Origin of the sequence: Mesorhizobium sp. M2E.F.Ca.ET.219.01.1.1, assembly GCF_004016445.2 — a bacterium.
Classification (GTDB): Bacteria; Pseudomonadota; Alphaproteobacteria; order Rhizobiales; family Rhizobiaceae; genus Mesorhizobium.
On record NZ_SADT02000007.1, the window covers coordinates 547,242 to 565,957 of the forward strand.

At 62.5% G+C, this 18,716-nt stretch carries 16 protein-coding genes and 1 pseudogene; 11 read left to right on the forward strand and 6 right to left on the reverse strand.

Going from position 1 to position 18,716, the window contains the following annotated elements; genetic code table 11:
- Positions 1-34: 34 nt before the first annotated feature.
- Entirely contained in the window at positions 35-1,138 is a 1,104-nt protein-coding gene (locus tag EN862_RS31075; protein ID WP_127867308.1) for a calcium:proton antiporter, read from the forward strand.
- 44 nt (positions 1,139-1,182) lie between these two features.
- Here the strand turns inward: EN862_RS31075 and EN862_RS31080 are convergent, their stop codons facing one another.
- The gene (locus EN862_RS31080) at positions 1,183-2,091 is read right to left on the reverse strand and encodes a hydrogen peroxide-inducible genes activator (RefSeq protein WP_127867307.1); all 909 of its coding nucleotides are present in this window, start codon (positions 2,089-2,091) and stop codon (positions 1,183-1,185) included.
- A gap of 174 nt (positions 2,092-2,265) precedes the next feature.
- Between EN862_RS31080 and katG the strand changes: the two genes are divergently transcribed.
- Complete coding sequence (katG, locus tag EN862_RS31085; RefSeq protein ID WP_127867306.1) at positions 2,266-4,473, forward strand: catalase/peroxidase HPI; 2,208 nt, start codon at positions 2,266-2,268, stop codon at positions 4,471-4,473.
- Between the two features lie 65 nt (positions 4,474-4,538).
- Here katG and EN862_RS31090 read toward each other — a convergent pair whose 3' ends face one another.
- Positions 4,539-5,216: an MIP family channel protein gene (locus EN862_RS31090; RefSeq protein ID WP_042640999.1), complete on the reverse strand. Its 678-nt coding sequence runs from the start codon at positions 5,214-5,216 to the stop codon at positions 4,539-4,541.
- 332 nt (positions 5,217-5,548) lie between these two features.
- On the opposite strand from EN862_RS31090, the gene EN862_RS31095 reads away from it, so the two are divergent.
- The 5 genes from EN862_RS31095 to EN862_RS31115 all read left to right on the forward strand — a co-directional run bounded on the left by EN862_RS31095 (position 5,549) and on the right by EN862_RS31115 (position 11,252).
- The gene (locus EN862_RS31095) at positions 5,549-6,838 is read left to right on the forward strand and encodes an RsmB/NOP family class I SAM-dependent RNA methyltransferase (RefSeq protein WP_127867305.1); all 1,290 of its coding nucleotides are present in this window, start codon (positions 5,549-5,551) and stop codon (positions 6,836-6,838) included.
- A gap of 94 nt (positions 6,839-6,932) precedes the next feature.
- On the forward strand, positions 6,933-7,391 hold the full coding sequence (locus tag EN862_RS31100; RefSeq protein WP_040997552.1) for a PaaI family thioesterase: 459 nt from the start codon (positions 6,933-6,935) through the stop codon (positions 7,389-7,391).
- A 4-nt stretch (positions 7,392-7,395) separates the two neighbouring features.
- Complete coding sequence (locus EN862_RS31105) at positions 7,396-8,034, forward strand: 5'-methylthioadenosine/S-adenosylhomocysteine nucleosidase (protein ID WP_127867304.1); 639 nt, start codon at positions 7,396-7,398, stop codon at positions 8,032-8,034.
- Positions 8,035-8,104: 70 nt separating this feature from the next.
- On the forward strand, positions 8,105-9,682 hold the full coding sequence (gene guaA, locus EN862_RS31110) for a glutamine-hydrolyzing GMP synthase (RefSeq protein ID WP_127867303.1): 1,578 nt from the start codon (positions 8,105-8,107) through the stop codon (positions 9,680-9,682).
- A 316-nt stretch (positions 9,683-9,998) separates the two neighbouring features.
- Positions 9,999-11,252: a site-specific integrase gene (locus EN862_RS31115; protein ID WP_126101887.1), complete on the forward strand. Its 1,254-nt coding sequence runs from the start codon at positions 9,999-10,001 to the stop codon at positions 11,250-11,252.
- On the opposite strand, the gene EN862_RS31120 is transcribed toward EN862_RS31115, so the two are convergent.
- Positions 11,233-11,538 (reverse strand): AlpA family phage regulatory protein, encoded by a 306-nt coding sequence (locus tag EN862_RS31120; RefSeq protein ID WP_348628167.1) that lies wholly within the window; start codon positions 11,536-11,538, stop codon positions 11,233-11,235. The genes EN862_RS31115 and EN862_RS31120 overlap by 20 nt on opposite strands.
- Before the next feature lie 955 nt (positions 11,539-12,493).
- Here EN862_RS31120 and EN862_RS31130 point away from each other — a divergent pair.
- The 4 genes and pseudogenes from EN862_RS31130 (at position 12,494) to pmtA (ending at position 15,934) form a co-directional block, all read left to right on the forward strand.
- A complete protein-coding gene (locus tag EN862_RS31130) occupies positions 12,494-13,273 on the forward strand; it encodes a phosphodiesterase (protein ID WP_126101885.1) in 780 nt (259 codons plus the stop codon).
- A 256-nt stretch (positions 13,274-13,529) separates the two neighbouring features.
- Positions 13,530-14,374 (forward strand): annotated as a pseudogene (gene panB, locus EN862_RS31135) (3-methyl-2-oxobutanoate hydroxymethyltransferase).
- Positions 14,371-15,261 carry a pantoate--beta-alanine ligase gene (gene panC / locus EN862_RS31140; protein ID WP_126101884.1) on the forward strand — a complete coding sequence of 297 codons (891 nt, stop codon included), beginning with the start codon at positions 14,371-14,373 and terminating at the stop codon, positions 15,259-15,261. Before panB ends, panC begins: the two are co-directional and overlap by 4 nt.
- A gap of 76 nt (positions 15,262-15,337) precedes the next feature.
- A complete protein-coding gene (gene pmtA, locus EN862_RS31145; protein ID WP_126102846.1) occupies positions 15,338-15,934 on the forward strand; it encodes a phospholipid N-methyltransferase PmtA in 597 nt (198 codons plus the stop codon).
- 676 nt (positions 15,935-16,610) lie between these two features.
- Here the strand turns inward: pmtA and EN862_RS31150 are convergent.
- The 3 genes from EN862_RS31150 to EN862_RS31160 all read right to left on the reverse strand — a co-directional run.
- A complete protein-coding gene (locus EN862_RS31150; RefSeq protein WP_126101883.1) occupies positions 16,611-17,372 on the reverse strand; it encodes a hydroxymethylpyrimidine/phosphomethylpyrimidine kinase in 762 nt (253 codons plus the stop codon).
- Positions 17,363-17,968, reverse strand: coding sequence for a thiamine phosphate synthase (locus EN862_RS31155; protein WP_126101882.1), 606 nt, complete (start codon positions 17,966-17,968; stop codon positions 17,363-17,365). The genes EN862_RS31150 and EN862_RS31155 overlap by 10 nt, the downstream gene beginning before the upstream one ends.
- Positions 17,965-18,716, reverse strand: a 752-nt coding sequence (locus tag EN862_RS31160) for a thiazole synthase (RefSeq protein ID WP_135913272.1), incomplete at its 5' end; no start/stop codon positions are given. The genes EN862_RS31160 and EN862_RS31155, both read right to left, overlap by 4 nt.

The window sequence follows — 18,716 nt, forward strand, 5'->3', positions numbered from 1 at the left end:
GTTTGCGAAAACGCGTGGCGTTTGGGGGGCTCGGATGACCAGTTACGCCCGGTCGGTGACGTCCTACACGATGCCGTTGGCCGCCTTGGCGATGGCGCTCGCGGTCAGGGCCAGCGGCCTTTCGGTTGACGAAGGGTCGCTGAACGGCAGGATACTCGTCGGAGCGCTGTCGAGCGCCATCATGTTCGTCACCATCTTCGTCGTGCTCGACCATGCCGAGGCGCTCGCCCGGCGCGTGGGCGAGCCCTACGGAACGCTGGTGCTGACCTTTGCGGTGACGGCAATAGAAGTGTCGATCATCGTCTCCATGATGCTGCATGGAGCAAACAATCCGACACTGGCGCGCGAGTCCGTCTTCTCGACGGTGATGATCACCTCCACCGGTGTCGTCGGCATATGTCTCACGCTTGGCGGCTGGCGCTATCGCAAGCAGGCGATCCTTCGGCAAGGCACCAGCGCTTACCTGTCGGTTCTGATCGCGCTGACCGTGATGACGCTTATTTTGCCGACCTACACAAAAGCCACGGATCCCGGCACGTTTTCGGCGGCTCAGCTTGGTTTCGTCAGCGTTCTTTCGGTGCTGCTCTATGCGAGCTTCGTGTTCGCCCAGACCGTCCGTCACCGGGAGGACTTCGTTCAGGGACAGGCGCACGACGCGCCGATGCGAACTGCCTCCCACGACAGCATTTCCGTCAGCGCCCTGCTGCTGGTGAGCGGGCTCATCGGCATAGTCCTGCTCGCCGAGCAGGTGGCAGCAAGCGTGGAGGACGCGCTCGCCGCTTATCAGGTGACCCAGGCCGACAGCATTGTGGGGGCGTTGATCGCGGCACTGGTTTTGATGCCGGAGGCCATCTCGGCGATCCGCGCCTCGTTCAAGAATGAGCTGCAGCGAAGCCTGAACGTCGCGATGGGCTCGGCCTGCGCCACGATCGGCTTGACGATACCGGCCGTCGCCGCCGCCAGCCTGCTGACGGGCAGAGGACTGACGCTCGGGCTTCCGGCCTCCGATGCCGTGCTTTTGGCCCTGGCCCTTTTCATATGCAGCGTCAGCTTCAGCACCGAAAGAACGACATTCCTGACGGGAATGGTCCATATCGTGGTGTTTTTCACCTATGTGTTTCTGATCTTTGTGCCGTGAAGCGTGTCGCTCAGGCGCGGAATGGAGACACCTCGAAAGGCGCTTCACGCCGCCAGCACCGCCCGGTCCAGCCCGCGTATGATCCGCGCCAGTTCCACGCACTCGTCCTGCCGCACCTTGTTCTTCCGCCAGGCCATGCAGATCATGCGCTGCGGCATCGGCTCCTGGAACGGCACGATCCTCAGATCCGGCATGACGCCGGCGGCACTTGCCGCCATTTCCGGCACCAGGGTGACGCCGAGCCCATGCGCCACCATCTGCAGGAGCGTGGTGAGGCTGGTCGCGCCATAGCTTGCCATCGCCACTGGCCGCACATTGCCGCAGACGGCCAAGGCCTGCTCGCGCAGGCAGTGGCCTTCCTCCAAGAGCATCAGCCGCTCCAGCGCCGGGCTTTCGGGCGGCACCGGCGGCGAGGCGAAGGCTGGGTCGCCGGCGGGAACGGCGAGGAAGAAGCGGTCGGGAAAAAGCCCTTCGGTGACGATCGCCGGCTGATCGAGCGGCAACGCCGCGATGAAGGCGTCGAGCCGGCCGGACGTCGCGTCCTCGACCAGCGACGCGGTCACCGCCTCGCGCAGCTCGAGTTGGAGGGAAGGGTAGTGCCTTTTCAGCTCCGGGAGCACATGCGGCAGCAGGTAGGGCGCGACGGTCGGGATGATGCCCAGCCGGAAACGTCCTTCCATGCTCGGGCGGCCGCGCCGGGCAGTCGTCTCGACATCACGTATGTCGGCCAGAATGCGCTCGATACGCGGCTGCAGGGCAAGCGCCTCGTCGGTCATGCGCACCGTCTTGCCGCCGCGCTCGAACAACAGGCAGTTCAGCCGCTCTTCCATTTCGGCGATCTGCGCGGAAAGCGCCGGCTGGCTGACGCCGGCAAGCTTCGCGGCGCGGCCGAAATGCAGCGTCTGCGCCAGAGCGTCGAAATATTGCATTTGCCGGACAGTGAGGCCAATCATAAGGAAATCCTATCAAATGAAACAGGAAAGGCAATTTGTCTTTATCGGCTGGCCGGCCTAGTCTGGAATCATTCCAGGTTGGCGCGGCCAATGGCTGCCCCCGGAAATTCCGGGAAAATCAACCTCGGCAAAATTCAACCACGGCAAAACCTCGGCAGAATCGGGAGACCCAAGATGGACGCGAAAACCGACGACAACAGCGCTGGCAAATGCCCGGTGGCGCATGGATCCGCACGGACCAACCGCGACTGGTGGCCGAACCAGCTCGACCTTTCCGTGCTCCACCAGCAGTCGAATCTGTCGGACCCGATGGGTGAAGATTTCGACTACGCCAAGGAGTTCGCGAGCCTCGACCTCGATGCGGTGATCAAGGACCTGCACAAGGTCATGACGGATTCGCAGGACTGGTGGCCGGCCGACTTCGGCCATTACGGGCCGCTCTTCATCCGCATGGCCTGGCACAGCGCCGGCACCTATCGCATCGGCGACGGCCGCGGCGGCGCCGGCGCCGGTCAGCAGCGCTTCGCGCCGCTGAACAGCTGGCCGGACAATGCCAATCTCGACAAGGCGCGCCGGCTGCTGTGGCCGGTCAAGCAGAAATACGGCCGCAAGATCTCCTGGGCCGACCTTCTGATCCTCACCGGCAACGTCGCGCTGGAATCGATGGGCTTCAAGACCTTCGGCTTCGCCGGCGGCCGCGCCGACGTGTGGGAGCCGGAGCAGGACGTGGACTGGGGCTCCGAGGCAAAGTGGCTCGGCGACGAGCGCTATTCGGGCGACCGTGAGCTTCGCGGCCACCTCGGCGCTGTGCAGATGGGCCTCATCTACGTCAATCCGGAAGGCCCGAACGGCAAGCCCGACCCGATCGCCGCCGCCCGCGACATCCGCGAGACTTTCGGCCGCATGGCGATGAACGATGAGGAGACTGTGGCGCTGATCGCCGGCGGCCACACCTTCGGCAAGACGCATGGCGCGGGCGACGCCTCGCTGGTGGGCGCCGAGCCGGAAGGCGCGGGCATCGAGGCGCAGGGCCTCGGCTGGTCGAGCAAATATGCCTCCGGCATTGCCGGCGACGCCATCACCTCGGGTCTCGAAGTGACCTGGACGACGACGCCGACCAAGTGGAGCAACAATTTCTTCGACAACCTCTTCAACTATGAATGGGAGCTGACGAAGAGCCCGGCCGGCGCCCACCAGTGGACGCCGAAGGGTGGCGCCGGTGCCGGCACGGTTCCGGACGCGCACAATGCCTCCAAGCGCCACGCGCCGGCCATGCTCACCACCGATCTCGCGCTGCGTTTCGATCCGGCCTATGAGAAGATCTCGCGCCGGTTCCACCAGAACCCGGACCAGTTCGCCGATGCCTTCGCCCGCGCCTGGTTCAAGCTCACCCACCGCGACATGGGCCCGGTCGTGCGCTATCTCGGCCCGCTCGTGCCGAAGGAAGAACTGATCTGGCAGGATCCGATTCCGGCCATCGATCATGAGCTGGTCAGCGAGACCGACATTGCTTCGCTAAAGGCGAAGATCCTGGCTTCCGGCCTCTCGGTCTCCGAGCTGGTCTCGACCGCCTGGGCTTCGGCCTCGACCTTCCGCGGCTCCGACAAGCGCGGCGGCGCCAATGGCGGCCGTATCCGTCTGGCGCCGCAGAAGGACTGGGAGGTCAACGAGCCGGCTCAGCTCGCTAAGGTGCTGGGCAAGCTCGAAACGATCCAGAAGGAGTTCAATGCGGCTCAGAGCGGCGATAAGAAGGTCTCGCTGGCCGACCTCATCGTGCTCGGCGGCGCCGCCGCGGTCGAGAAGGCGACGAAAGACGGCGGCACCGAGGTGAAGGTGCCGTTCACGCCGGGCCGTATGGACGCTTCTCAGGAGCAGACGGACGTCCACTCCTTCGCACCGCTGGAGCCGAAAGTCGACGGCTTCCGCAATTACAGCCGGGGCAAGCTGCCGATGTCGGTCGAAGCGATGCTGGTCGACCGCGCCCAGCTGTTGACGCTGACCGCGCCGGAAATGACTGTGCTGGTCGGCGGCTTGCGCGTGCTCGGCGCCAATGCCGGCGGCTCGAAGCACGGCGTCTTCACCGACAGGCCGGGCCAGCTCACCAATGACTTCTTCGTCAACCTGCTATCGATGGCGACCGTCTGGGATCCGGCGGCCGGCTCCGAGCCGGATTCCGATGAGGTCTACGAAGCGCGCGACCGCAAGACCAGGGAAGTGAAGTGGACCGGCACCCGCGCCGACCTCATCTTCGGCTCGCACGCGCAGCTGCGCGCGCTCTCCGAGGTCTATGGTTCAAGCGACGCCAAGGCGAAATTCGTCAAGGACTTCGTCAAGGCATGGACGAAGGTGATGAACGCCGACCGCTTCGACATCGCGAAGTAAGGTCGTACCTCCCAAGAAAAAGGCGCGGGTCATGCCCGCGCCTTTTTTGCGTCTCTCCGGAGCTGTCAGTCTTTTTCGAAGATGCCGGCCTTGGCCACGACGCCGGCAATCGCCCCGCCGATCAGCGGCGCGACGATGAACAGCCAGAGTTGGCTGAGCGCAGCACCCCCCGAAAACAGCGCCGGGCCGATCGAGCGCGCCGGGTTGAGCGAGGTGCCGGTGACCGGAATGATGGCGAAGTGCAGGCCGGCCAGCGTCAGGCCGATCACCAGGCCGGCGAAGGCGGTGGTGTGCTTGGCGTTGGTGACGCCGAGGATCACGGTGACGAAGGTGAAGGTGCCGATCAACTCCCACAGGAAGGCCGAGCTCATGCCCCATTTCGCCTCATCCCAGCCATTGGCGCCGAAGCCGCCGGTGTGGCCGCCGGCCTGGCCGGAAACGATGATCCACAGCGCCAGCGACGCGATGATGGCGCCGATGATCTGCGCGATCCAATAGGGAACGACGTCCTTGGCCGGCATCCGCCCCGCCAGGAACACGCCGAGCGTCACCGCCGGATTGAGATGCGCACCCGAGATCGGGCCGATCGCATAGGCCGCGGCGATCAGGCCGATGCCGAACGCCAGGCCGATGCCTTCCTGTCCGAGCGGCAGCGCGCCGCCGAAACCGCCCGTGACCACGGAGGCCGTGCCGATGAACACCAACAAAAACGTGCCGAGAACTTCCGCCAGATAAGTCTTCATTGCCCTCTCCTCATAGGATCCGTCGAAACCGCGTTAACCGCGTCGCGAATCACTGTCGGAAGAGTATTCCTGCCGGAAACACTTGGAAAGCTGAGAGGTCAAGCCGGCAGGCTTGCTTGTGCATGTCACTTAAAGACATTAGAGACCTTTCATATTCTGATCGGTTGTTCTTGTTTTTCCCGCGGCGCCGCTTGCGATGGGAAAATCGTTTGGGGAAATTGCGTGGCGCTGAAACCCTGTTTCACCGGCAAGCCGAATAGAATTGTTTCAATCCCGGCCTGAAAGGCTTTAAGAGCGGCTGGAACCGATTTGCAGGAGCTACGGAAACCGGGATGCGATTGGGCGGAAGGCTGGCGGCGGCCATAGAGGTTCTTGAAGACATCGGCCGGCGCCATCGGCCGGTGGCCGATGCCTTGCGCGACTGGGGCCTGTCGCATCGCTTTGCCGGCGGCGGCGATCGCGCGGCGATCGGCAACATCGTCTATGACGCGCTGCGCCGCAAACGCTCGGCCGGCTGGCTGTTCGGCGAGGACACGCCGCGCGCCATCGGGTTCGGCGCGCTGCTGCTGGAGTGGGGGCAAACGGCGCAGTCGCTCAACGAAGCGCTGAACGGCGACAAGTTCGCACCGCCGCTGCTCAACGCCGCCGAGTTGAAGGTCGCGGCCGAGCGCCGGCTTGCCGATGCGCCCGAGGCCGTGCGGGCGGATGTCCCGGACTGGTGCGCGCCGCTGCTCGGGCAAGCCTTTGGCGACGCCTGGGTCGAGGAAGGCGCGGCGCTCGCCCAGCGTCCGCCGCTGGATCTCAGGGTCAACACCCTCCAGGCCGATCGCGCCAAGGTGCTGGCCGAACTCCAGGGTACGGGCGCGGCGCCGGCGGCGATCGCGCCGCATGGCATCCGCATCCCACCCATCGACGGCGACGGCAGGCACCCGAACGTGCAGGCCGAACCGGCCTTCCAGAAAGGCTGGTTCGAAGTGCAGGACGAGGGCTCGCAGCTCGCCGCCGCGCTTGCGGGTGCTGCGCCCGGCATGCAGGTGCTCGACTATTGCGCCGGCGCCGGTGGCAAGACGCTGGCGCTGTCGGCCGAGATGGACAATCGGGGCCAGCTCTTTGCCCATGATGCGGAGAAGGTTCGGCTGGCGCCGATCTTCGAACGCATCCGCCGCTCGCACAACCGCAACATCCAGGTCGTCAGCAAGCCCGCGGAGCTTGAGCCGCTTACCAGGCATATGGACCTCGTGCTGATCGACGCGCCCTGCACCGGCAGCGGCACCTGGCGTCGCCGCCCGGACGCCAAATGGCGGCTGACCGAGCGGCAGCTCGACGCCCGAAAGGGAGAGCAGCAGGCGATCCTCGATACGGCCCAGGCCTTCGTCAAGCCGGGCGGCTTGCTGGTCTACATCACCTGCTCGGTGTTCGACGCCGAAAACGGCGAGCAGGTCGCGGCGTTCCGCGAACGCCATGAAGGCTTTGCGCCGGTCGACCATCGCCAGCTCTGGGACAGCCGCTTCCCCGGCCATGAAGGAGCCGCGCGCATTGCCGGCAACGGTGGCATCTCGCTGTCGCCGGCGCTGAGTGGCACCGACGGGTTTTATTTCCACGCCTTGCGCAGGGCGGCCTGAGCGCCGCGCGACTTTGCTGCGCTGCAACATAAAAGATTGCCTGTGCTGCCTGCCTCTGCAATAAGCTTCGCCAGCAAAACGTGAGGCGGAGACCATGGCAGCCAAGATCGTACCCGCTCCCGACTTCGAGGAACGCGTGAGGACGTCCTTTGCCCGGCAGAAAGCCATGGCCACCATCGGCGCCGAGCTGACCCTGGTGACGCCCGGTATCATCGAGATCGAGATGCCTTATTCCGCTTCGCTCACCCAGCAGCACGGTTTCCTGCATGCCGGCGTCATCTCCACCGCCTTGGATTCCGCCTGCGGCTACGCGGCCTTTTCGTTGATGCCGGAAAATTCCGGCGTGCTGACCATCGAGTTCAAGGTGAACCTTCTGGCGCCGGGCAGGGGCGAGCGCTTCCTGTTTCGCGGCTCGGTGACCAAGCCCGGCCGCACCATCATCGTTGCCGACGGACAGGCCTACGCCTTCGCCGCCGACGGCGAGGCTAAGCTGATCGCCACCATGACCGGCACCATGATGACGGTTGTCGGCCGCGACGGAATAGAAGGGTGATCCCATGGCGGGCGCGGTCCAGATTGCGGGCAAGTCCGTTCTCTTCGTCATGGCGGCGGAGGCCGAATACGGCCCGCATCTGAAAAACCTGTTCACGCCGCTGATGACCGGCGTCGGTCCGGTCGAGGCTGCTGTGCGGCTGAGCGCGGAACTCGCGGCCTTGAAAGCCGAGGGAGCGCTTCCGGACCTGATCGTCTCGCTGGGCTCAGCCGGCAGCCGCAAGCTGGAGCAGGCCGAAATCTACCAGGCCGTGTCGGTCAGCTATCGCGACATGGACGCTTCGCCGCTCGGCTTCGAGAAGGGCGCGACGCCCTTCCTCGACCTGCCGGTGACGGTGCCGCTGCCGTTCGTCATCCCGGGCATCAAGACCGCTACGCTGTCCACCGGCGGCGCGATCATCACCGGCGCTGCCTATGACGCCATCGATGCCGACATGGTCGACATGGAGACCTTCGCCTGCCTGCGCGCCTGCCAGCTCTTTGGCGTGCCGCTGATCGGCTTGCGTGGCATTTCCGACGGCGCGGCCGATCTCAGGCATGTCAACGACTGGACGGAATATCTGCACATCATCGATGAGAAGCTGGCCGCGGCCATCGGCTTGCTGGAACAGGCGATCGAATCCGGCGCGATCCGACTGGCATAGGCGCAAAAGGACGGAAAGCCGCAGCGCGCAGCCCATTGCGCCGACTCGTTTCTTTCTCTAAAGGCTCGCCATGACGACAGCCAATCATCCCGACACCGTACTGCCCGACACTGTGCTGATCATCGATTTCGGCAGCCAGTTCACGCAGCTCATCGCCCGCCGCATCCGTGAGGCCGGCGTCTTTTCCGAGATCGTGCCGTTCCAATCGGCTGAAGCGGCCTTCAAGCGGATCAACCCGAAAGCGGTGATCCTGTCGGGCGGCCCGGCCTCGACCACCGACATCGGCAGCCCGCGCGCGCCGCAGATCGTCTTCGACGCCGGCGTGCCGGTGCTGGGCATCTGCTACGGCCAGATGGCGCTCTGCGTCCAGATGGGCGGCGTCGCCGAAAGCTCCAACCATCGCGAGTTCGGCCGCGCCTTCGTCGAGATCGAGAAGGAAAGCCCGCTGTTCGAAGGCTTGTGGGCGCCCGGCCAGCGCCACCAGGTGTGGATGAGCCATGGCGACCGCGTCATCGAACTGCCGCCGGGCTTCCAAGTGCTCGGCAAGTCGGAAAGCTCGCCCTTCGCCATCTTCGGCGATATCGAGCGCAAGATGTACGGCATCATGTTCCATCCGGAAGTGGTGCACACGCCGGACGGCGCCAGGCTGCTCAGGAACTTCGTCCACAACATCGCCGGCATCGAGGGCGACTGGACGATGCGCGCCTATCGCGAGCATGCGGTGGAATTGATCCGCAAGCAGGTCGGCAAGGGCAAGGTCATCTGCGCGCTGTCGGGCGGCGTCGACTCCTCGGTCGCCGCACTTCTGATCCACGAGGCGATCGGCGACCAGCTGACCTGCATCCTCGTCGACCACGGCCTGATGCGCAAGGACGAGGCCCAAAGCGTGGTGGAGATGTTCCGCCAGCACTACAATTTGCCGCTGATCCTGGTCGATGCGTCCGACCGCTTCATCTCGGCGCTGGAAGGCGAGGCCGATCCGGAGAAGAAGCGCAAGACCATCGGCCGCTTGTTCATCGAGGTGTTCGAGGAAGAGGCGAAGAAGCTCGGCGGCGCCGATTTCCTGGCGCAGGGCACGCTCTATCCCGATGTCATCGAAAGCGTCTCCTTCTCCGGCGGCCCGTCGGTGACGATCAAGTCGCACCACAATGTCGGCGGCCTGCCCGAGCGCATGAACATGAAGCTGGTCGAGCCGCTGCGCGAACTGTTCAAGGACGAGGTGAGGGCGCTGGGCAAGGAGCTCGGGCTGCCCGAGAGCTTCATCGGCCGCCATCCCTTCCCCGGCCCAGGCCTCGCCATCCGCTGCCCGGGCGGCATCACGCGCGAGAAGCTGGAAATCCTGCGCGAGGCCGACGCCATCTATCTCGACGAGATCCGCAAGGCCGGCCTCTACGACGCCATCTGGCAGGCCTTTGCCGTGCTTCTGCCGGTACAGACCGTCGGCGTGATGGGCGATGGCCGCACCTACGAGTTCGTCTGCGCGCTACGCGCCGTGACCTCGGTCGACGGTATGACGGCCGACTTCTACCACTACGACATGAACTTCCTGGGTGCGGCCGCCACCCGCATCATCAATGAGGTCAAGGGCATCAATCGCGTGGTCTACGACGTGACCTCGAAGCCGCCGGGTACGATTGAGTGGGAATAAAGCTCGGTCGTTCGCCAGCATTTGGTGGCTATCGGCGCCAGCCACTTAACATGTTGAAATGTAATCTTTTTCATCTCTTTTCCTATCGCTGACTATCGCCCGCAAGCGGAATCATTTGGCGGTAGACCTGACGGTATCGCTTTCCTCATCATTCTCGCTCGAGACCGATACCGTCACCGCCTGATTTCCTAGAAGGCTAGCTAAAATTTAGGTAAGCTATTGAACTACAAGAGAAATTTTCAAACCTTGACGGTACAATCGATGACGGTAAAATCGGGCGCTGAATATGCGGCCACGCGCTCGGATTGCCCTCGCCATGCTCACCGACATTGCACTTAAGAAGCTGAAACCTAAAAACAAAATATACAAAGTTGCTGATCGTGACGGTATGTACGCCACCGTGTCCACGGCCGGGCAGATCTCGTTCCGCTACGACTACCGAATGAATGGAAGGCGAGAGACAGTCACGCTGGGCCGCTATGGTGAGGGTGGCATCTCGCTAGCAGAGGCGCGTGACCGCTGCATTGCGGCCCGAAAAATGGTGGCAACCGGACAATCGCCGGCGCATGAAAAGCAGCGTAAAAAGCGGCGCCTATCTGCAATGGCCACCTTCGGCGATGCCGGCCGGGCCTGGTTTAAGGAGGCCAAGATGGCGGATAGCACGCGCTCAATGCGCAAGGCCATCTTCGATCGAGACATCTTGCCAATCTGGGACAAAAGGCTCCTCACAGAAGTAACAGCTGGCGACTTGCGGGCGCTCTGCGCAAAGGTGCGGGACCGTGGCGCGCCGGCAACAGCCATTCACGTCCGGGATATTGTTAAGCAAATCTATGGCCATGCCATTCTGCACGGCGAGAAGATTGCCAATCCAGCGGACGAGGTAGGACCGGCTTCGATCGCCACGTTCGAGGCAAAAGACCGAGCATTGTCCCCAGCAGAAATCCGCATCGTGCTGACTGAGTTGGAACATGTGCCAACATTGCCGACGATACGGCTGGGCCTAAAGCTGATCCTGCTCACGATGGTTCGGAAGGGTGAGCTGCTGGACGCGACTTGGGACGAGGTCGATTTTGAGAACGCTGTGTGGAGCATTCCCAAAGAGCGAATGAAACGGAAAAAGCCGCATAACGTCTACCTGTCCCGCCAATCCCTCGATATCCTGATTGCGCTCAAGACTTGCGCAGCGAACTCCCGATATGTGCTGCCATCTCGCTATGACGCCGACGAACCCATGTCGCGCGCCACCTTCAATCGTGTCACAATGGCCATTGTCGACCGCGCAAAAAGACAAGAAATGCCGCTTGCGCCCTTTACAGTGCACGACCTACGGCGGACTGGCTCGACAATCCTAAACGAGATCGGATTCAATCGCGACTGGATCGAGAAATGCCTTGCTCACGAAGACAGCCGCACTTCGCGCGGTGTCTATAACAAGGCTGAATATGAGCCGCAGCGCCGTCATATGCTCCAGGAATGGGCCGACATGGTTGAGGCCTGGGCAGCGGGCAAGAAGCACACCCCCGTACTCCAGCCGGCTGCCGGGGCGGCAATCATTCTCGATCCGATTTGACAGGCCTCGTCTTGCGCGACCGGACGTCTGGACCTGGGGCGGTTTCGAGAGTCCCGGCAGACGAGGCGTTTCGCCTTGCCTGAACCCAGGCCTCGACCTCTGCTAGATCCCAAACAACACAGCGGGGAGTCAGATTGAAGCGTCGTGGGAACTCGCCGCGTTGCTCCATTTCGTAGATGGTCGTGTCCGATAAAGGGACGATTTCTCGCAATTGTGACCGGCGCACAGTTCGCACAACGTGTCGCGCCTGAATGTGCGGCAAAACCGGAAGAGATTGCTCTTCCATTATGCGTTGGCAGCTTTCAGGTTGAGTAGGGTTGCGCAATTTGACCATGCTTATGACCGGAAAGGCTCCGTGGGAGCGCATGGTCGCGTGTCTGCCCCATTTCCGATATAGCCCCCAATTGCGACCACATCGCCGTCCTTGACCAGCAGGCGGTCCTCGGGAGCAGCACTAGGGCCGTTTAGACATCGAGGCTATGCAATGTTCGAGGCGCTCCAACCGAGCCTTCTGCGAACGAAGCTCATGCCCTGCGTTCAGCAAATTGGATTTGCCTCTGGAGGAGGCAGCAATGATCAGTTCGCATTCTAACAGAGCGATACGATCTCGCATCTGCTGAGCTTCATCCTGCCGTATCCTTCTAATCCAACCCAGGCCGCGCATATTCTACCACCACCGTCCATGCAGCACGGGTAGCATTTGAAAACTAACGCCCGTCAATTCGAAAAACTCGTATTTTAACCGTCGCTAAATTCACCGGCTAATGACAACCTTGCTGGTGAAGTCAGGCCAAACCCGGTGACTTGCTCGCTCGCTTGCACGGACAATTTTAATCGATGCGGTGACGACGCAATTGCCGTAAACGACAGGCCGAAGGTCGCGGACGACTGCAATGATCGTCACGACTAGAGATTTACCCACAAGACGCTTGGAGCGCGGCGTCATGCAGTTTCTTTAGAGACGGGCGCTGAACAGGCCGAGGCAGTGCCTTTCAAGGCCGCGTGAACGCGCCCTATCTTGTCAAGCGCGTTCGGCCCGCGGCAGTGATCGGCGGCCCCTCGAACCGGCGGGAAGGCTCGCGCATGCGTCGGCAGAAAAATAGCGTCGGAGACCAAGGAGGCGAGCATATTGGCTGCGTACGGCTGCTACCATGTCGAGCCGCACGTGGCGCCCAACCTTCATTCTGCTCTCAGCCGAAATCGCTCGAAAGCGACTGTGAGGGGCAATTGGGTAACGCGCCATGCTCTTCGGCTTCGATCCTGCCCAACGGCTTCGCAAGACCATTGAGCGCATCAGCCGCGATCATGCCGACGCCGAGCTTTGCGTCGTGACTGGCGATCTCACCGACGAGGGCGATTTCGCCTCCTACGTCCTGTTGCGCGAGGCGCTGCAGGAACTGCGGGTGCCCGCCCGCCTTCTGCTCGGCAATCACGACAGGCGCGAGAATTTTATTCGCGCATTTCCTGAAGAGCCACGCGATGCGAATGGCTTCATTCAGTCGGTCCAAGACGGGACTGCCGGGCGCCTCATTTTTCTCGATACATTGGTGGAAGGCTTCGGTCATGGTGCTTTGGATCAGGGCCGGCTCGAATGGCTGCTGGCGCGCTTGGCCGAGGAACAGAAAACGCCTGCCTATCTCTTCGCCCATCATCCGCTGCAGCCGATCGGCCTGCCGCATTTCGAGCCTTGGAACATGCAGAACTGGCAAGAGCTCATGCGGGCGATCGCCGCCGCCGGCAATGTCCGGCACATTTTTCACGGCCATGTGCACGTTGATGTTGGCGGCACCTGGAGCGGCATTCCCTTCAGCGCCATCCGCGGCGTTGCGCATCAAATCATTCCGCACTTCGCGCGCAGGGACGCAGACTTTGTCGAGGATGCGCCGGCTTTTGACGTCGCGCTGATCGACGACGATGGCGTGCTCGTGCACCGTTTCGAGGTCAGCGACAGGAATGTGGTTGAAATCTCGCCCGCAGGTCCTTTCCCGGGGGTGACCAATGAAGCAGCAGAAATCTCATGAACTGGTCATTTTCGATTGTGACGGCGTCGTCGCATCGACGCCGAGGAACTGACCCGTATTGGCTCGTTGACCTTGGCTCCCGAACTGCCTGGAGTTGGCAGAGATAGCTGCGGAAACAGCTAAACCGATTTGATTGGTTCTGACGATGAATGTCGGCGCGTCATCTTCTCGCAATCGCGAATTTACTCTTCGCACCTGCACAAAAATGTGCCAAACGCGGCACCCATAGTTGGTAACGTTGGGGAAGGAGCCCTTGTTGAGTGCGGTTGCTAACACCAAGGCGATCACACCGCCGGATATTCGTTCCCGGAAGGGTGGCACTCCGCTCGTCTGCCTGACGGCCTATACCACGCGATCGCAAAGCTCGTTGATCAGCATTGTGACATTGTTCTCGTCGGCGACAGCGTCGGCATGGTGCTGCACGGCTTCCCGTCGACGCTGGGCGTGACGCTTGAGATGATGATCATGCACGGCCAGGCCGTGCGCCGCGGCCTCGAGCAGGCGCTGATGCTCGTCGACATGCCGTTCGGCTCCTACGAGGAAGGCCCCGAGCAAGCCTTCCGCAATGCTGCACGTGTCATGACGGAAACCGGCTGCGCGGCGGTCAAGCTCGAAGGTGGCGAGGCAATGGCCGAGACGATCCGCTTCCTGGCTGCACGCGGCGTGCCAGTCATGGGCCATGTCGGCTTGACGCCTCAGGCGGTCAATACCTTCGGCGGCTACCGCGTGCAGGGCAGAGGCGGTGATGCCGAGCGCGTCGCGGCCGACGCGCTTGCCGTGAGCGAAGCGGGGGCATTCGCGCTGGTGCTGGAGAAGGTCCCGGAGGTGCTCGCCGGCCGGATCACCGCAGAGGTAGCGATCCCGACGATCGGTATCGGCGCCTCGGCGGCCTGTGACGGGCAGATTCTCGTCGTCGACGACATGTTGGGCATCTTCGGCGACTTCCGGCCCAAATTCGTCAAGCGCTATGCCGAACTCAGTGAGATCGCCGGGGAGGCGATTGCGGTCTATGCGCAGGAAGTGCGCGACCGCCGCTTTCCAGCCGCCGAGCATCTGTTCGGCGATGCGCCAAGGACGGTCAATGGTGGAGAAGGCGCATGAGCATTCCGATCGCACGAACCGTCGCCGAGTTGCGCATGGCTGTGGCCGCATGGCGGCAGAATGGCCTCAAGGTCGCTGTCGTGCCGACCATGGGTGCCTTGCATGAAGGCCATCTGAGCCTGGTGCGTGCCGCGCTCGCCAAGGCGGACCGGGTTATCGTGACGCTCTTCGTCAACCCGAAACAGTTTAACAGCGCGGCCGATCTCGTGGCCTACCCGCGCACTGAGCATGACGATGCCGCCAAGCTTGCGCCGCTCGGCGCTCATCTGCTCTACGCGCCAAATGCAGCGGACATGTATCCGGAAGATTTCGCCACCACGATCTCAGTCAGTGGGGTGAGCGATGGCCTGTGCGGCGCGTTCCGTCCGGGCCATTTCGACGGCGTGGCAACCGTCGTCGCCAAGCTCTTTCTACAGACGCGTGCTGATCTCGCCTTCTTCGGCGAGAAGGATTTCCAGCAACTGCACGTCGTTCGCCGGCTCGTCCGCGATCTCGACATTCCAATCGAGATTGTAGCATGTCCAACGGTCCGTGAAGCCGACGGCCTGGCAATGTCGTCGCGCAATGTCAGGCTTTCGGCCGAACAGCGCTTAGCAGCGCCAAGGCTCGCCGAAGTCCTGTCGGCTTCGGCCGGGCGATTGTCGGCAGGATTGCCAGCCGAGCTTGTGCTTGCCGAGGCCAGGCAAGCGATCCTCGCTGCCGGTTACGACGAGGTCGAGTATCTCGAGCTACGGGCAGACCATGACCTGTCACCGCTTTCCGCCGCGGATCGACCGGCCCACCTAATCGTCGCCGCCTGGCTTGGCGGGACGCGGCTTATCGATAACGTTGGAGTTCTGCCCGGGCAGCGCCAAGGCGAGCTGCTCGCGGCAGCCAATGCCGCATGATTGAGAATGCCGCAAGGCTTGTACAAAGGTGCGTCGTCAAAATGACCCAGACAAATGGCCGGAGCAGGGAGTGGATATGGTGTTTCGATTGAAGGAGCGCCTCGGCAGGAAGTTCGAAGAAGAAGTGCAATTCTTCAAGGGCTGGCAGAAGGACAAGAAACGAGTGGGCGCGCTGATGCCAACGTCCGTTCATGCCGCGCGTCGTATGGCAAGCGTCATCGATCCGGCATCCGGATTGCCGGTTCTTGAACTTGGCGCCGGAACCGGCGTCATTACCAAGGCAATCCTGGAAAGAGGCATCAAGCCGCAACAACTGGTTTCGGTCGAGTATTCCAAGGATTTCTATGAGCGCCTGACGCGAGCCTTTCCGGGCGTGGATTTTCGATTGGGCGATGCGTTCGCGTTGGAGGAAGTGCTTGCCGAGCGGCGCGGGGAGCAATTCGACTGTGTGATAAGTGCGGTGCCGCTGTTGAGCTTTCCAATGGAACAGCGTGTCGGCCTGCTTGAGGATTTGCTGGCCCGCATTCCTGCTGGAAGACCTGTGATTCAGATCACTTACGGACCGTTGTCGCCGGTGATCAAAATGCCCGACCGCTATGTCGTGTCCCACTATGATTTCGTCGTCCGCAACATCCCGCCCGCACAGCTGTGGACTTACCGACGAGCAGTCTGACGGAGCGGGACGCGCGAGGACGGCGGGCCGTTCGCAAAATCGTCAGGACAGGCGGTGGTCGTGACGAAATTCGCATCGAGTGCGCTTTTTATAGCCGCCGCCGTTTTGCGGAGGCCGCTATGCCCTTTCGCTGGCAGGCGCACACTCATCTGCTACACCCATCGCCCTGCGGTCGACAGACGGCGAAGCCACCACGGCCGCGAAAATCTCGAGACGGCGTCTCGGTACCGGGACCGGCCTGCCATTTTTGGGAGGCGATCCGTGCAGGTGCCTGGCCCGGATCGTGCCATCTATCTCCTGAGCGAGTCATAGCCGTCGTCCATTCACCCGGCCGAACCTCCCGATTGCCGGACCCCTGATGAAGATTCCCCTGGAAAGTGACGTCTTCTTTAGAGCGTGACGGTCTGCGCCGTCTTGTGGTGCCTCAGCTTGTACGATGGCCGGCTGCCCTTCCCGTGCCACGAATGCGATGAAGTCCAGTCACTCTACCGTGCAATGGCATTCAGAAATACGACAGGAAGACCATAATAGTCGGGTTTGGCTGAAAGACTTTTCCGCAGATGCCGAAAAAAGGGGACAGCTCTTCCGGTCCTTGCAAAGCTCCTGAACTCGTTTTCGTTGGACAAGCGTGGTCGCCAGTCCAGCTCTTGCGAGTGATCGGCGCAAAAGCGATCACTCACATGGCTGCATTCTTCTGCAGTTTCCCGAAAACAAACAGCTTGCCTTCGCGCACGCCGTCTTCGAGTGGGCTCGCATTCGCCATATGCGCCGCAATCGCACTGGCCAGCATGCATCCCGTCCCGCGCATCGACGTAGCCAGACGCGGTGTGTCGAAGCGGATTGGTTCTTGATCGTGGCGCAACAGAATATCGGTTGATCGAGGTCCCGATGCATGGCCGCCCTTGATCAGCAGGGCCTGCGCTCCGGCCGCCAGCAATTCGTGGCCTTGCAACAGTGCGCCGTCGTCATCCACTGCCAGTTCCGAGCCAACCAGGAGCGCCAGCTCGATGAGGTTGGGTGTGACCAGGCGGCAAAGCGGCATCAGATTCCGCTTCATGACGGCGGTGGCGCCGGCTTCCAGAAGCGTCCGGCCTGATGTCGAGGCCAGCACCGGGTCCAGTATCGCCGGCACCTGCGGATTCTCGCGCAGCACTGCGGCAACGGCAACGATGATCTCGGCCGTCGCCAGCATGCCGATCTTGACGGCAGCCACCTCGTTGGCTTGCAGCGCGGCGCGCATCTGATCGGCCACCAGGCGGGGTTGCGAAGGATGGATTTCCATGACGGCTTCGTGCGTCTGCACCGTCAGCGCGGTGACCGCAAGGCATGTCCGCACGCCAATCGAAGAGATCGTTTCGATGTCGCGCGCAATTCCGGCTCCGCCGCTGGAGTCGGATCCGCCGACGACAAGCACATGCGGTTCTCGCCTCAGCGCCATCGATCTGTCTTTTCGATCCATTCTCGCGTGCGCGCTTGGGGATCGGCATTCAATGTGATGTCGGTGACCACCGCCGCGCTGTCCGCACCGGCCGCAAAGACACCGTCGAGTCGGTCAGGGTTGAGGCCACCAATGGCGACCAAAGGAACCGGTGCGACCCGGCGCTTCCATCCGCTGATCCGTTCGACCCCTTGCGGCGCCCATTTCATCTTCTTCAGAATGGTTGGATAGATGGGGCCGAGCGCGATATAGTCGGGCCTGGCGGCCATAGCCGTTTCCAGTTCGATATCATCATGGGTGCTCAGTCCGAGCCTTACACCGGCCGCCCTTATCCGCGAGAGGTCGGCGGTCTGCAAATCCTCTTGGCCGAGATGAACGAAGTCGCAGCCTTCCTCGATCGCCAGCCGCCAATGATCATTGATGATGAGCTGGCTTTTGTGTTGGACACACAAGGCCTTCGACCTGCGGATCTCCGCGCGCAGCCCGGTTTCATCCATCGTTTTGATGCGAAGCTGAACCAGCTTGACGCCGAGCGGCGCCAACCTTTCGATCCAGGTGGCGCTGTCGACGATTAGGTAGAAGGGATCGAGATTCATGAAAGAACGGCCCTGCCGATCGTCGGCGTCGATGGCACGGCGACGTCGCGCGGCTCGAGAAGACCCGATGCGTGGGCTTCACGACCGGCTTCGACCGCCTTACCGAAAGCACGCGCCATGCCGACCGGATATGCCGCCTTGGCGACTGCTGTGTTCAGGAGCACGGCGTCAAAGCCGAGTTCCATGACGGTGGCCGCGTGCGACGGCCGTCCGAGCCCCGCATCCACAATCAGCGGGACGCCAGGGAAATATCCGCGCATCGAGCGCAGCGCCATGATGTTGATCGGCCCGAGGGCGGAACCGATCGGTGCGCACCAGGGCATCAAGACCTTGCAGCCCGCCGCAAGCAGCCGCTCTGCGACAATAAGGTCGTCGGTGGTGTAAGGGAATACCGCAAAACCGTCTTCGCACAGGATGCGGGCGGCTTCAACCAGACCGAACACATCCGGCTGTAGCGTGTCGTGATTGCCAATCACTTCGAGCTTGATCCAGTTGGTGCCGAAGACCTCGCGCGCCATTTTCGCGGTGGTGACGGCTTCCTTGACGGAAAGGCAGCCGGCGGTATTGGGCAGGATTCTGGCGCCCAGCGAGCGGATCAACGACCAGAATTGTTCGCCGGCCCTACCGCCCGCCATCTCACGCCGCAACGAGACGGTCACCACCGACGTGCCCGATGCCTTGACTGCATCGGCAAGGATGGCCGGCGAAGGATACTGAGCCGTGCCGAGAAGCAGGCGCGACGAAAGCT